The organism is Larkinella soli (assembly GCF_003703975.1).
Lineage (GTDB): Bacteria > Bacteroidota > Bacteroidia > Cytophagales > Spirosomataceae > Larkinella > Larkinella soli.
Window position 1 is genome coordinate 272977 of sequence record NZ_QTJY01000004.1, and the last position, 14544, is coordinate 287520.

General features: G+C 54.1%; 12 protein-coding genes and 1 tRNA gene. All 13 read left to right on the forward strand.

Features of this window, described 5'->3' with window-relative positions:
• The first annotated feature begins 3 nt into the window (after positions 1-3).
• Complete coding sequence (tuf, locus tag DX909_RS12890) at positions 4-1191, forward strand: elongation factor Tu (protein WP_128545588.1); 1188 nt, start codon at positions 4-6, stop codon at positions 1189-1191.
• A 111-nt stretch (positions 1192-1302) separates the two neighbouring features.
• Positions 1303-1376 (forward strand) — tRNA-Trp (locus tag DX909_RS12895).
• A 12-nt stretch (positions 1377-1388) separates the two neighbouring features.
• Positions 1389-1580 carry a preprotein translocase subunit SecE gene (gene secE, locus DX909_RS12900; protein WP_128545589.1) on the forward strand — a complete coding sequence of 64 codons (192 nt, stop codon included), beginning with the start codon at positions 1389-1391 and terminating at the stop codon, positions 1578-1580.
• 88 nt (positions 1581-1668) lie between these two features.
• Positions 1669-2226 (forward strand): transcription termination/antitermination protein NusG, encoded by a 558-nt coding sequence (nusG, locus tag DX909_RS12905; RefSeq protein WP_128545590.1) that lies wholly within the window; start codon positions 1669-1671, stop codon positions 2224-2226.
• A gap of 86 nt (positions 2227-2312) precedes the next feature.
• Positions 2313-2756 carry a 50S ribosomal protein L11 gene (gene rplK / locus DX909_RS12910; RefSeq protein ID WP_128545591.1) on the forward strand — a complete coding sequence of 148 codons (444 nt, stop codon included), beginning with the start codon at positions 2313-2315 and terminating at the stop codon, positions 2754-2756.
• A 27-nt stretch (positions 2757-2783) separates the two neighbouring features.
• On the forward strand, positions 2784-3482 hold the full coding sequence (rplA, locus tag DX909_RS12915) for a 50S ribosomal protein L1 (protein WP_128545592.1): 699 nt from the start codon (positions 2784-2786) through the stop codon (positions 3480-3482).
• 1 nt (position 3483) lies between these two features.
• The gene (gene rplJ, locus DX909_RS12920; RefSeq protein WP_128545593.1) at positions 3484-4020 is read left to right on the forward strand and encodes a 50S ribosomal protein L10; all 537 of its coding nucleotides are present in this window, start codon (positions 3484-3486) and stop codon (positions 4018-4020) included.
• Positions 4021-4118: 98 nt separating this feature from the next.
• Complete coding sequence (rplL, locus tag DX909_RS12925) at positions 4119-4502, forward strand: 50S ribosomal protein L7/L12 (protein ID WP_128545745.1); 384 nt, start codon at positions 4119-4121, stop codon at positions 4500-4502.
• A 204-nt stretch (positions 4503-4706) separates the two neighbouring features.
• Positions 4707-8570: a DNA-directed RNA polymerase subunit beta gene (gene rpoB / locus DX909_RS12930; protein ID WP_128545594.1), complete on the forward strand. Its 3864-nt coding sequence runs from the start codon at positions 4707-4709 to the stop codon at positions 8568-8570.
• 97 nt (positions 8571-8667) lie between these two features.
• Positions 8668-12996, forward strand: a complete 4329-nt coding sequence (gene rpoC, locus DX909_RS12935; protein WP_128545595.1) for a DNA-directed RNA polymerase subunit beta' — start codon at positions 8668-8670, stop codon at positions 12994-12996.
• An 82-nt stretch (positions 12997-13078) separates the two neighbouring features.
• Positions 13079-13399, forward strand: a complete 321-nt coding sequence (locus DX909_RS12940; protein ID WP_128545596.1) for a DUF3467 domain-containing protein — start codon at positions 13079-13081, stop codon at positions 13397-13399.
• Between the two features lie 121 nt (positions 13400-13520).
• Positions 13521-13940 (forward strand): 30S ribosomal protein S12, encoded by a 420-nt coding sequence (rpsL, locus tag DX909_RS12945; RefSeq protein ID WP_128545597.1) that lies wholly within the window; start codon positions 13521-13523, stop codon positions 13938-13940.
• Between the two features lie 71 nt (positions 13941-14011).
• Positions 14012-14479 (forward strand): 30S ribosomal protein S7, encoded by a 468-nt coding sequence (rpsG, locus tag DX909_RS12950; RefSeq protein WP_128545598.1) that lies wholly within the window; start codon positions 14012-14014, stop codon positions 14477-14479.
• Positions 14480-14544: the final 65 nt, after the last annotated feature.

Genomic DNA, 14544 nt, shown 5'->3' on the forward strand with positions numbered 1-14544 from the left:
ACAATGGCTAAAGAAAATTTTGACCGTTCCAAGCCGCACGTCAATATTGGTACGATTGGTCACGTTGACCATGGTAAAACGACCCTGACGGCTGCGATCACGAAAGTGCTGTCGGAAAAAGGTCTGGCCGAAAAACGCGATTTCTCGTCAATCGACAACGCACCCGAAGAAAGAGAGCGGGGTATTACGATCAATACCTCACACGTAGAATATCAGACGGCAAACCGTCACTATGCACACGTCGACTGCCCGGGCCACGCTGACTATGTGAAGAACATGGTTACGGGTGCCGCTCAGATGGACGGTGCAATCCTGGTCGTTGCGGCTACGGATGGTCCGATGCCGCAAACCCGCGAGCACATCCTGCTGGCTCGCCAGGTAGGTGTTCCTCAGCTGGTGGTCTTCATGAATAAAGTGGACATGGTAGACGATCCGGAACTGCTCGAACTCGTCGAGATGGAAATCCGTGAGCTGCTGAGCTTCTACGAATTCGACGGTGATAACATCCCGGTCATTCAGGGTTCTGCCCTGGGTGGTCTGAACGGCGACGCCAAGTGGGTGAAAACCATCGAAGAACTGATGGAGAACGTCGACAGCTTCATCCCCCTTCCTCCGCGTCAGACGGATCTGCCGTTCCTGATGCCGGTCGAAGACGTGTTCTCGATCACGGGTCGTGGTACGGTAGCTACCGGCCGGATCGAGCGTGGTGTCATCAATACGGGTGAGCAGGTTGAAATCCTCGGCATGGGTGCAGAGAACCTGAAGTCGGTTGTAACGGGTGTTGAAATGTTCCGGAAGATTCTGGACCGTGGTGAAGCCGGTGACAACGTAGGTCTGCTGCTCCGTGGTATTGAAAAAACCGACATTCGTCGGGGCATGGTAATCTGTAAGCCGGGTTCGGTAACTCCGCACGCCAAGTTCAAGGCTGAGGTGTACGTCCTGTCGAAAGAAGAAGGGGGCCGTCACACGCCGTTCTTCAACAAATACCGTCCGCAGTTCTACTTCCGTACGACGGACGTTACGGGTGAAATCACGCTGCCGGCCAACGTCGAAATGGTTATGCCGGGCGACAACATCACCATCGAAGTTCAGCTGATCAACAAGATCGCCATGGAAAAAGGTCTTCGTTTCGCTATCCGCGAAGGGGGCCGTACGGTTGGCGCCGGTCAGGTTACTGAAATCCTCGACTAATCTAACTCAGTGATACCAAGTGCATTTCTTTCGGGGAATGCACTTGTTTTTTCTGAATATTTAGTAACTTTGCAGTCCGTTTCGGGACCTTACCGCAGCGGACTGTTTTTTACGGGTGTAGTTCAAGGGTAGAATAGCGGTCTCCAAAACCGTTGATGGGAGTTCGAATCTCTCCACCCGTGCCAATCACGTCACAAATGGACAAGGTAACCTCATTTCTGAAAAACTCCTGGGAGGAGGTTCAGCATAACGTAACATGGCCTAAGTTCGGCGACCTTCAGTCCAGTTCTACGCTGGTGTTGATTGCGTCCCTGATCTTTGCGCTGCTGGTAGGAGGCATCGATTTCTTGTTTGAGAACGCATTGAATCTGTTCTACCAATCGTTCTGATGCCGTTTTATGATTGTTGGGTGGTGTGAGGTCTGACCGTAGCGAAGACAGTCATACGTCAGCAATTGTAAATCAAAATTATTTCACGATGGAAAGCGGAATTAAATGGTATGTCATCCGGGCCGTTTCCGGCCAGGAGAAAAAGGTCAAATCGTATCTGGACAATGAGATTGCCAGACAGGGTTTGGGCGATTATGTGCCTCAGATTCTGATTCCCTCCGAGAAGGTATATGAGATGCGGAACGGCAAGAAGCGGGTTCGTGAGAAAACCTTCTTTCCGGGCTATATTCTAATATCGGCCGATCTGTCAAACGGAGAGGTTATGCACCTGATTACCAGTATGCCCGGCGTACTGGGCTTTTTAGGGAATTCCAACGGCCCCACCAAAATTCCGGTGCCGTTGCGCCAGACGGAGGTCAATCGTATTCTGGGCAAAGTCGATGAAGTGGCCCAGGAAGTAGCGACCCCGACGGTTTCGTTCCTGAAAGGTGAATCGGTGAAAGTGGTCGATGGCCCGTTCAGCGGCTTTATCGGAACCGTCGAAGAAGTCTTCGACGAACGGAAAAAGCTGAATGTCGTGGTTAAGATCTTCGGTAGAAATACCCCTGTCGAGTTGAGTTACGCACAAGTAGAAAAGGAAAGTTAAAACGGCTATGCCCGAGACGATTCCGACACGCTTCCCACTGGTCGGACTGAGTCATTTGCAGGGCTTAGCGTAACAAATCAAAAGCAATGGCAAAAGAAGTAGCTGGCTACGTGAAATTGCAGGTGAAGGGCGGCCAGGCCAACCCGTCTCCTCCGATCGGACCGGCGCTGGGTTCCAAGGGTTTGAATATCATGGAATTCTGCAAGCAGTTCAATGGTCGGACGCAGGACAAGGTAGGCATGATCCTTCCTGTACTGATTACGTACTACAAAGACAAGTCGTTTGACTTTGTCATCAAAACTCCGCCTGCTCCCATTCTGTTGATGGAGGCTGCCAAACTGAAAGGCGGTTCGGCTCAGCCGAACCGAAACAAAGTTGGCTCAGTGACCTGGGATGAAGTTCGGCAGATTGCCGAAACCAAAATGCCGGACCTGAATGCCTTCACCGTCGAGTCTGCGATGAAGATGGTTGCTGGTACTGCCCGCTCAATGGGGATCACGGTATCAGGAAAAGCTCCCTGGGAAAACTAATCACGGTAGCCAAATTCAGAGAAGATCATGGGAAAATTAACGAAAAAGCAGAAAGATGCCCTTTCGAAATATGAAGTTTCGAAAGAGTACTCATTAGCGCAGGCGGCCGAGATTTTAAAGACTATCTCATTTACGAAGTTTGATGCTTCGGTCGATATCGATGTTCGTCTGGGTGTCGATCCCCGGAAAGCAGACCAGATGGTTCGTGGCGTTGCTACGCTGCCTCACGGAACGGGTAAGACCGTTCGCGTCCTGGTACTCTGCACCCCGGATAAGGAAGCCGAAGCCCGCGAAGCCGGTGCCGACTACGTAGGTCTGGACGACTTTATCACTAAAATCGAACAGGGCTGGACGGATATCGACGTCATCATCACGATGCCGAACGTCATGGCTAAAGTCGGTAAGCTGGGTCGGGTTCTGGGTCCGCGCGGTCTGATGCCGAACCCGAAATCGGGTACGGTAACGCCGGAAGTCGGGAAGGCCGTGCGTGAAGTGAAAGCCGGGAAAATCGACTTCAAGGTCGACAAGTTCGGGATCATCCACGCCAGCATCGGTAAAGTATCGTTCGAGCCGGATAAGCTGGCCGAAAACGCTCAGGAGATTATTGCTACCCTGCTGCGTCTGAAACCCTCCTCGGCCAAAGGGACGTATGTGAGGACGATTCATTTGTCAAGTACAATGAGTCCGAGTGTGGTAATTGACAAAACGACCGTAGCAGGACTGTAATATGACACGGGAAGAAAAAGGAGCCATTATTGAGGAACTGAGTGAAAAGTTCAAGTCAGTTCCCTACTTCTACATTACCGATGCGTCCGGCATGAGCGTTGCTGAGGTCAACAAACTGCGCCGGATGTGCTTCGAGAGAGGCATCGAATATCGGGTCGTAAAGAACACGCTGATCAAAAAAGCGCTCGAATCGCTCGACACCGACTACTCTTCATTTGAAGGGACCGTACTGAAAGGTTTTTCAGGGGTAATGTTTCACCTCGAATCAGGTAAAGTTCCTGCGAAGCTGATCAAGGATTATCGCAAGGAAGCCGGCAACGACAAGCTGCAGCTGAAAGGGGCTTCCGTCGATTACAGCCTGTTCATCGGTGCCAACCAGCTGGATACGCTGCTGACCCTGAAGAGCAAACAGGAGCTGATCGGCGACGTCATCGGCCTGCTGCAATCCCCTGCCAAGAACGTTATCTCCGGTCTTCAGAGCGGAGGCAACAAACTGGCCGGTATCCTTAAAACGCTGTCGGAGCGCGAAGCGGCCTGACCGGTTTCAACCGGATGCCTATTCCGACGAAAGAAAATGCGGGAAAATCCCGCGCTGTTTTAAATCATTTTTGTAACAATCTAATCAAGAATACGACAATGGCAGATTTGAAAGCGTTCGCAGAGCAGCTTGTCAACCTGACGGTTAAAGAAGTTAACGAACTGGCTGCTATTCTGAAAGATGAATACGGCATCGAGCCGGCTGCTGCCGCTCCGGTAATGGTAGCTGGTGGTGGCGGTGGCGGCGAAGAAGCCGCTGCAGCCCCCGAAAAAACGTCCTTCGACGTGATTCTGAAAGCCGCTGGTGCCAGCAAACTGGCAGTTGTGAAGCTGGTGAAAGACCTGACCGGTCTGGGTCTGAAAGAGGCCAAAGAACTGGTTGACGGTGCACCGAAGCCTGTAAAAGAAGGCGTTGCTAAAGATGAAGCGGAAGCGCTGAGAAAGCAACTGGAAGAAGCCGGCGCAGAAGTAGAAGTTAAATAATCCTGTCTCAGGAACTACAATCTCCCCCGGGAACAGGCCTGGCTAACGTCAGGTCTTTTCCTGTTTGGGGAGTTTTGCGCTATACAAAAGGGAAAATTAAACTATTTTCCTCTATTTTACGTTGTCCGTTTACGCCCTGTTATATACTTACGTAAACAAGGACGCTCATTATCACTCGATCACTCAACTAAACGCAACGAAGCCTTGGCTACGAACAAAACCACGCGTATAAGCTTTGCGAAAATCAAACCGGTGATCGAATATCCGGATTTTTTGGATGTTCAGATACAATCTTTCCAAGATTTTTTTCAGTTAGACACTCCTTCCGATAATCGTTCGCAGGAGGGACTGTTTAAAGTTTTCCAGGAAAACTTTCCGATTTCCGACTCCCGCGAAAACTTCGTGCTGGAGTTTATTGACTATTCAGTTGACCCGCCGAAATACTCGGTGGACGAGTGTATCGATCGGGGCCTGACCTATTCCGTTCCTCTGAAAGCCAAATTACGGCTTTCCTGCAACGACCCGGACAACGAAGATTTCGAAACCATCGAGCAGGAAGTGTTCCTTGGCAACATCCCGTATATGACGGAGAAAGGTTCTTTCGTCATAAACGGAGCCGAACGGGTAATTGTTTCACAGCTCCACCGTTCACCCGGCGTGTTTTTCTCGATGAGCAAACACACCAACGGAACGAAGCTGTACTCGGCCCGGATCATTCCGTTCAAGGGATCCTGGATCGAGTTCTCGACGGACGTGAACAACGTTATGTATGCGTACATCGACCGGAAGAAGAAATTTCCGGTGACGACGCTGCTGCGGGCCATCGGCTTTGGTTCGGATAAGGAAATTCTTGACCTGTTTGGCTTGTCGGAAGAGATTCCGGCTACACCGGCCAACCTGAAGAAAGTAGTCGGTCGCCGGCTGGCGGCCCGGGTGCTTCGGACCTGGACGGAAGATTTCGTAGATGAAGATACCGGTGAAGTAGTGTCGATCAGCCGGAATGAGGTGTTGATGGAACGGGATTCCGTCATCTCCGCCAGCGATATCGATACGATTACGGATTCGGGACAGAAGTCCATCATCCTCCACAAGGAGGACATGAACGTCTCCGATTACAACATTATTTATAATACGCTTCAGAAAGACAGCTCGAACTCCGAAAAGGAAGCCGTCGAGCAGATCTACCGCCAGCTCCGGAATACGGAAGCGCCGGATGAGCAGACGGCCCGCGAGATCATCCAGAGCCTGTTCTTTTCCGACAAACGCTATGACCTCGGGGACGTTGGCCGGTACCGGATCAACAAGAAACTGGGTCTGGAGGTGGCGGCCGATACAAAGGTTCTGACGACGGAAGACATTGTTTCCATCGTGAAGTACCTGATCGGTCTGATCAACTCCAAAGCCGTTGTCGATGATATTGACCACCTGAGCAACCGGCGCGTCCGGACGGTGGGTGAGCAGTTATACGCTCAGTTCGGCGTGGGTCTGGCCCGGATGGCCCGGACCATCAAGGAACGGATGAACGTACGCGATAACGAAGATTTCAAACCGGTTGATCTCATCAACGCCCGGACCCTGTCGTCGGTCATCAACTCGTTCTTCGGAACGAACCAGCTGTCGCAGTTCATGGACCAGACCAATCCGCTGGCCGAAGTAACGCACAAGCGTCGGATGTCGGCCCTCGGGCCAGGCGGTCTTTCCCGGGAACGGGCCGGTTTCGAAGTTCGTGACGTTCACTATACGCACTACGGTCGTCTGTGTACGATCGAGACGCCGGAAGGACCGAATATCGGTCTGATTTCGTCGCTCTGTGTGTACGCGAAAGTGAACAGCATGGGCTTTATCGAAACCCCGTACCGTGTCATCGACAACGGGAAGGTGGCTGTTGAGAAACCGGTGATGTACCTGACGGCGGAGGAAGAGGATTCTCATTATATCGCTCAGGCCAACGCCCAGATTCAGACCGACGGTACGTTCAGCATCGACCGGGTCAAGTCGCGTTTTGAAGGTGACTTCCCGATGTCGGAGCCGACGAGCGTCTCCTACATGGACATTGCTCCGAACCAGATCGTATCGGTGGCTGCCTCGATGATTCCGTTCCTGGAACACGATGATGCCAACCGGGCTTTGATGGGCTCGAACATGCAACGGCAGGCGGTTCCGCTGCTGCGGCCGCAGGCACCGATCGTCGGTACGGGTCTGGAAGGACGCGTCGCCATCGACTCGCGGGCGCTGGTGATTGCCGAAGAAGACGGGGTCATTGAATTCGTCGACTCGACCAAGATCGTAGTTCGCTATAACCTGGCGGATGATCAGCGTCTGGTAAGCTTCGACGATGACCTGAAAACCTACAATCTGATCAAGTTCCGTCGGACCAACCAGGATACCTGCATCAACCTCAAGCCGATGGTGCTGAAAGGTCAGCAGGTGAAAAAAGGGGAGCCGCTGTGCGAAGGCTACGCTACCGAAGGGGGCGAGCTGGCGCTGGGACGGAACATGAAGGTTGCTTTCATGCCCTGGCAGGGTTATAACTTCGAGGATGCCATCGTCATCTCCGAGCGGGTAGTGCGTGAAGACATCTTCACCTCGATCCACATCGAAGAGTTCGAACTCGAAGTACGGGATACCAAACGCGGAGAAGAGGAACTGACCGCCGAAATTCCGAACGTTTCGGAAGAAACGGTGAAGAACCTCGATGAGAACGGTATCGTTCGCGTCGGTACGGAAGTGAAGGAAGGCGATATCCTGATCGGTAAAATTACGCCGAAAGGGGAGAGCGATCCGACGCCGGAAGAGAAACTGCTGCGCGCCATCTTTGGCGACAAGGCCGGGGACGTGAAGGATGCTTCCAAGAAAGCACCGCCGTCGCTGAAAGGAGTCGTGATCGACACCAAACTGTTCTCCCGTCCGAACAAGGACGAGCGTTCGAAGCATAAGGACGAGATCAAGGCGCTCATGAAGCGCTACAGCCGGGAACTGATCGGTATTCGCGAGAAGATGATCAATAAGATGTCGACGCTGCTGGAAGGCAAAACCTCCCAGGGCATCAACCATAAGTTCGGCGACAGCATCATGAGCAAAGGGGTGAAGTTTAACCGGAAGAACATGACGGACAACCTCTTCCCCGACAAGAACCCTTACCGCGACGAAAGCAGCTACGCCGTAGCGGAAGAAGTCAACCTGCTGGGCGATCTGATGATCGAAGGCTGGACGGACGATCCGCATACGAACACGCTGCTGACGCAGATGGTGAAAAACTATAACAACCGCCGGAACGAAATCACCGGGCGCTTCAAGCGGGAACGCTTCACGCTCGAGGTCGGTGACGAACTGCCGGCCGGTATCGTGAAACTGGCGAAAGTGTACGTGGCCAAGAAGCGCAAGCTGAAGGTAGGTGACAAGATGGCCGGTCGTCACGGTAACAAAGGAGTGGTTGCCCGGATCGTTCGGGACGAAGACATGCCGTTCCTCGAAGATGGAACGCCGGTGGACATCGTTCTGAACCCGCTCGGCGTACCTTCCCGGATGAACCTCGGTCAGATTTACGAAACGGTACTGGGCTGGGCCGGTCTGAAACTGGGCCGCAAGTACGCAACGCCGATCTTCGACGGAGCAACCGAGGACCAGGTGATCGCCGAGCTGAACGCAGCCGGTCTGCCGTCGCTGGGTCGGACCTACCTCCACGACGGTCTGTCGGGAGAACGTTTCGACCAGCCGGTTACCGTCGGGGTAATCTACATGCTGAAACTGGGCCACCTTGTCGACGACAAGATGCACGCCCGTTCGATCGGTCCCTACTCGCTCATTACGCAGCAGCCGCTGGGTGGAAAGGCACAGTTCGGTGGTCAGCGGTTCGGCGAGATGGAGGTGTGGGCGCTCGAAGCCTTCGGTGCTTCGCACATCCTGCAGGAAATCCTGACCGTCAAATCAGATGACGTCGTCGGCCGGGCCAAGGCGTACGAGGCAATCGTCAAGGGCGAGAACCTGCCGAAGCCGAACATTCCGGAGTCGTTCAACGTATTGGTGCACGAGCTGCGCGGTCTGGCTCTTGAAGTAACGATGGATTAAATAAATGGTAACAGGCGGTTTGCAGAGAGAAGGGACATCCCCTTTCTGCGAACCGCCCGCTGCCGATCAAAAATTTCACCCAATAAAACTCCATCCAATGTCATTCAAAAAGAATAAGAAGCTCAACAGCGACTTTTCCAGGGTGCTGATTAGTCTGGCCTCGCCCGAGTCCATTCTGGAGAGTTCGTACGGGGAAGTGACCCAGCCGGAGACGATCAACTACCGGACATACAAGCCCGAAATGGGCGGGTTGTTCTGTGAGCGGATCTTCGGCCCGGTCAAGGACTGGGAGTGTCATTGTGGTAAGTACAAACGTATCCGCTACAAGGGCATTATCTGTGATCGCTGTGGAGTAGAAGTGACGGAGAAAAAGGTTCGCCGGGAACGGATGGGCCACATCGAACTGGTCGTACCGGTAGCACACATCTGGTACTTCCGGAGCTTACCCAATAAAATCGGTTATCTGCTGGGCCTCTCTACCAAGAAGCTCGATCAAATTATTTATTACGAGCGGTATGTCGTCGTTCAGCCGGGTATCAAGGGCGAAGACGGCATTCAGGAGCTCGACTTCCTGACGGAAGATGAATACCTGGATATCGTCGACAAACTGCCGAGCGGTAACCAGATACTGCCGGATTCCGATCCGCAGAAATTCATTGCCAAGATGGGTGCCGAAGCGCTTGAACTGCTGCTGTCCCGTCTGAGACTCGACGAACTGTCATATAACCTGCGCCACGCGGCCGCTACGGACTCTTCCCAGCAGCGGAAGGCCGAGGCCCTTAAGCGTCTGAAAGTCGTGGAAGCGTTCCGGGATGCCAACACCCGCGTCGAGAACCGTCCGGAGTGGATGGTAATCCGCATGGTGCCGGTAATTCCGCCCGAACTGCGTCCGCTTGTCCCTCTGGACGGGGGCCGCTTCGCTACCTCCGACCTGAACGACCTGTATCGCCGGGTCATCATCCGGAACAACCGTCTGAAGCGTCTGATCGAGATCAAGGCGCCGGAAGTGATTCTCCGGAATGAGAAACGGATGCTGCAGGAAGCCGTTGACTCCCTCTTCGACAACTCCCGCAAGGTGAACGCCGTTCGTTCAGAAGGAAACCGGGCACTGAAGTCCCTTTCGGATATGCTGAAAGGGAAGCAGGGCCGGTTCCGCCAGAACCTTCTCGGGAAGCGGGTCGACTACTCCGGCCGTTCGGTCATCGTGGTTGGTCCGGAGCTGAAACTGCACGAGTGCGGTCTGCCGAAAGATATGGCGGCCGAACTCTTCAAGCCGTTCATCATCCGCAAGCTGATCGAGCGGGGTATCGTCAAGACGGTAAAATCCGCCAAGAAGATCGTCGACCGGAAAGACCCCATTATCTGGGATATTCTGGAAAACGTACTGAAGGGTCACCCGGTGCTCCTCAACCGTGCTCCGACGCTTCACCGTCTCGGTATCCAGGCTTTCCAGCCGAAGCTGATCGAAGGAAAAGCCATCCAGCTGCACCCGCTCGTCTGTACGGCCTTCAACGCCGACTTCGACGGTGACCAGATGGCCGTCCACGTTCCGCTCGGACAGGAAGCCATCCTGGAAGCCTCCATGCTGATGCTGGCGTCGCACAATATCCTGAACCCGGCCAACGGGGCGCCGATTACGGTACCGTCTCAGGACATGGTGTTGGGTCTGTACTATGTAACCAAAGGCCGTAAGAGCACCCCGGAATATCCGATCATCGGTGAAGGCATGACCTTCTACGGTGCGGAGGAGGTGATCATTGCGATCAACGAAGGTAAACTCTCCAAGCACGCCAATATCAAGGTTCGGACGAAAGTGCGGAACGAGCGGGGCGAGCTGGAAACGAAAATTCTCGAAACCGTAGCCGGGCGCGTGCTGTTCAACCAGTCCGTTCCGGAAGAGGTAGGGTTCATCAACGAACTGCTGACGAAGAAAAAGCTGCAGCAGATCATTGCCTACATCTTCAAGATCGCCGGTGTATCCAAAACCGCTCAGTTCCTCGATGATATCAAGGAGCTTGGTTTCCAGATGGCCTTCAAAGGCGGTCTGTCGATCGGTCTGAGCGACGTGAAGGTTCCGGAAGCGAAAGAAAAACTGATCGAAGAAGCCAAGCAGGAAGTAGAAGGCGTCTGGAACAACTACCTGATGGGTCTGATCACGGAAAACGAACGCTACAACCAGGTGATCGACATCTGGACCCGCGTCAACAGCCGGATCACCGAGACCCTGATGAAGCAGCTGGAAGCCGATCAGCAGGGCTTCAACTCGATCTTCATGATGATGCACTCCGGTGCCCGGGGTTCCCGCGAGCAGATTCGTCAGCTGGGCGGGATGCGGGGTCTGATGGCCAAACCGCAGAAAAACCTGCAGGGCTCGGTCGGTGAAATCATCGAAAACCCGATTCTTTCGAACTTTAAGGAAGGTCTGGACGTACTCGAATACTTCATTTCGACGCACGGTGCCCGGAAGGGTCTTGCCGATACGGCTCTGAAAACGGCCGATGCCGGTTACCTGACCCGCCGTCTGCACGACGTGGCCCAGGATGTGATCGTCACGGAAGAAGACTGCGGTACCCTCCGCGGTATTCAGATCTCCGCCCTGAAAGACAACGAGGATATCGTTGAACCGCTGTCCGAGCGGATTCTGGGCCGGGTGACCGTCCACGACATCTATGACCCGCTGACGAAAAATCTGATCGTGGCCGCCGGTTCCGAGATCAACGAGGAAATCGCAGCCGGTATCGACGAAACCAGCATCGAAACGGTTGAAATCCGTTCGGTACTGACCTGTGAAGCCAAGAAAGGCGTCTGTGCCAAGTGCTACGGACGGAACCTGGCGACGGGTCGGATGGTCGACATCGGAGAAGCTGTCGGTGTCATCGCATCGCAGTCGATTGGTGAACCGGGAACGCAGTTGACCCTTCGTACCTTCCACGTGGGTGGTACGGCCTCGAACATCGCGGTCGATGCGTCGATCCGCGCCAAGTTCGACGGCGTAGTCCAGTTCGAAGAAATGCGTACCGTGGAATCGACCGATAGCGAAGGTAACCCGCTTACGGTCGTCATGGGTCGCTCCGGTGAGGTCAAGATCGTCGATCCGGCCAACCCGAACCTCATTCTCATCAGCAACAACGTACCGTACGGTGCCTTCCTGCGGGTGAAAGAAGGGGATGCGGTGAAGAAGGGCGACGAGCTCTGTGCCTGGGATCCGTACAACGCCGTTATTCTTTCCGAACTGACGGGTACGGTCGACTTCGAAGCCATCGAAGAAGGGATCACCTATCGGGAGGAGTTCGACGAACAGACGGGCTTCCAGGAAATGGTGATCATCGAAAGCCGCGACAAAACCAAGAACCCGGCCATCGTGATCAAGGGAACCAGCGTACTGCTGGAAGATACGAACGAAAAAGCGTACAACCTGCCGGTCGGTGCCCGTCTGGTCGTGAAGGCCGGTCAGGCAATCCAGGCGGGTCAGCCGGTCGCCAAGATTCCGCGGAACGTCGGTAAAACCCGCGACATTACGGGTGGTCTGCCGCGTGTAACCGAACTGTTCGAGGCTCGTAACCCGTCGAACCCGGCGGTTGTGAGCGAAATCGACGGTGTGGTGACCTACGGTTCGATCAAGCGGGGTAACCGCGAAATCTATATCGAGTCGAAAGACGGCACGAAGAAGAAATACCTCGTCCCGCTGTCGAAACACATTCTGGTTCAGGACAACGACTTCGTCCGGGCCGGCGATCCGCTGTCGGATGGCGCCATTACGCCGTCGGATATTCTGTCGATCAAAGGGCCGACGGCCGTTCAGGAGTACCTCGTGAACGAGATTCAGGAAGTTTACCGTCTGCAGGGTGTGAAGATCAACGACAAGCACATCGAAGCGATCGTTCGCCAGATGATGCAGAAAGTCGAGATCATCGACGCCGGCGATACCATCTTCCTCGACATGCAGTCCGTCGACAAGTGGACGTTCCGGGAGGAAAACGACAAGATCATGAACATGAAGGTCGTAACCGATCCGGGCGATTCCGAGACGCTGAAAGCCGGACAGATCATCACCGTCCGTCGTCTGCGCGACGAAAACTCGAGCCTCAAGCGCCGGGATATGAAACTGGTTATGGTACGCGACGCGATGCCGGCCGTTTCGCAGCCCACGCTGCAGGGGATTACGCAGGCGTCTCTGGGTACGGAAAGCTTCCTGTCGGCGGCTTCGTTCCAGGAAACGACCAAGGTGTTGAGCGAGGCTTCGATCCGCGGTAAGGCCGATTATCTGGAAGGGCTGAAGGAGAACGTACTGGTCGGCCACCTGATCCCGGCCGGGACGGGGATGCGCCGGTACAACAACATCATCGTCACCTCGAAGGAAGAATACGAGTCTTACGTCGAAACGCGCGAGAAGTTCGCACGGCCGAAAAGACGGGAGACGGTTTAAGCCGACTCCAGAAACAGTCAAAACGCAGAGGTCGGGTCAAAAGCCTGACCTCTGTTTTTTAAAGTAAAGCCAAGCAGAGGATATGGAAAACCAACAACCCGAACAGGAAGGTCAGATCAATATCGAACTGACCGAGGAGATCGCTGAGGGCATCTACGCCAACCTGGCCATGATCGCCCACTCCAACAGCGAGTTCATCATCGATTTTATCCGGCTGATGCCCGGGGTCTCGAAGGCAAAAGTCAAGTCGCGGATCATCCTGACGCCTGACCACGCCAAACGCCTGCTGACCGCCCTGCGGGAAAACATCCGCAAATACGAGGAGGCTTACGGCGACATTAACCAGATCGAGGAAGCCTTCCGGTTTCCGACCCAGTTCGGCGGTCCGATCGGGGAAGCGTAAGCCGGTAACGGACAGACGGATATCGAAAATAATTCGGGATAGTTTTTGGTTTTCGGACGTGTTTCGCTAATTTTGCACTCCGAATTTTCCGGAAGACCGTAGAAATACCAATTCTTATACAATGCCTACGATACAACAATTAGTACGCAAGGGCCGTGAGAAGCTGACTTTCAAGTCGAAGTCACCGGCACTGGACTCTTGCCCGCAGCGTCGCGGTGTCTGTACTCGCGTGTACACGACGACCCCGAAAAAGCCGAACTCGGCTTTGCGTAAAGTGGCCCGTGTGCGTCTGTCGCACGGCAAGGAAGTCAACGCCTATATCCCGGGTGAAGGTCACAACCTGCAGGAACACTCGATCGTGCTGGTGCGCGGTGGCCGGGTGAAAGACCTGCCGGGGGTACGTTACCACATCGTTCGCGGTGCGCTCGACACCGCCGGGGTAAACGGCCGTAAGCAAGCCCGTTCGAAATACGGTGCGAAACGTCCGAAACCGGGTCAGGTAGCTGCTCCGACGAAGGGCGGAAAGGGAGGTAAAAAATAATCACACCTCTTAGCGACTGAGCGGAGCCGACGATGAACTTCGCTTAGAGTAAGATTAACCATCTGAAGATCATGAGAAAAGCAAAACCTAAAAAGAGATACGTATTACCCGATCCTAAATTCAAGGAGACGCTGGTAACGAAATTCGTGAATAACCTCATGTATGAAGGCAAGAAGAGCCTTTCCTACTCCATCTTCTACGACGCCCTGGCCCTGGTTGAGAAAAAAACCAGCGACAACGGTCTGGAAGTGTGGAAGAAGGCGCTGAACAACGTCATGCCTTCAGTCGAGGTAAAAAGCCGCCGTGTAGGTGGTGCTACCTTCCAGGTTCCGACGGAAGTGCGTCCTGATCGTAAAGTATCAGTAGGCATGAAATGGCTGATCAAGTATGCCCGGTCACGTGGTGAGAAAACCATGGTGGACCGTCTGGCTGCGGAAATCATTGCCGCATCTAAAGGTGAAGGCGCAGCCGTCAAGAAAAAGGATGATACGCACCGTATGGCAGAAGCCAACAAGGCGTTCTCTCACTTCCGGTTCTAATCCGACCGACGCATACCGGAAAGGCTCCCCAAATCGGGGAGCCTTTTTTATTTCTGGCCGGTGCG

What these genes read in the sequence shown, in the direction of transcription:
- tuf (WP_128545588.1), top strand. Translation starts at nt 4, where the DNA reads ATGGCTAAAGAAAATTTTGACCGTTCCAAGCCGCACGTCAATATTGGT.
- secE (WP_128545589.1), top strand. Translation starts at nt 1,389, where the DNA reads ATGGACAAGGTAACCTCATTTCTGAAAAACTCCTGGGAGGAGGTTCAG.
- nusG (WP_128545590.1), top strand. Translation starts at nt 1,669, where the DNA reads ATGGAAAGCGGAATTAAATGGTATGTCATCCGGGCCGTTTCCGGCCAG.
- rplK (WP_128545591.1), top strand. Translation starts at nt 2,313, where the DNA reads ATGGCAAAAGAAGTAGCTGGCTACGTGAAATTGCAGGTGAAGGGCGGC.
- rplA (WP_128545592.1), top strand. Translation starts at nt 2,784, where the DNA reads ATGGGAAAATTAACGAAAAAGCAGAAAGATGCCCTTTCGAAATATGAA.
- rplJ (WP_128545593.1), top strand. Translation starts at nt 3,484, where the DNA reads ATGACACGGGAAGAAAAAGGAGCCATTATTGAGGAACTGAGTGAAAAG.
- rplL (WP_128545745.1), top strand. Translation starts at nt 4,119, where the DNA reads ATGGCAGATTTGAAAGCGTTCGCAGAGCAGCTTGTCAACCTGACGGTT.
- rpoC (WP_128545595.1), top strand. Translation starts at nt 8,668, where the DNA reads ATGTCATTCAAAAAGAATAAGAAGCTCAACAGCGACTTTTCCAGGGTG.
- DX909_RS12940 (WP_128545596.1), top strand. Translation starts at nt 13,079, where the DNA reads ATGGAAAACCAACAACCCGAACAGGAAGGTCAGATCAATATCGAACTG.
- rpsL (WP_128545597.1), top strand. Translation starts at nt 13,521, where the DNA reads ATGCCTACGATACAACAATTAGTACGCAAGGGCCGTGAGAAGCTGACT.
- rpsG (WP_128545598.1), top strand. Translation starts at nt 14,012, where the DNA reads ATGAGAAAAGCAAAACCTAAAAAGAGATACGTATTACCCGATCCTAAA.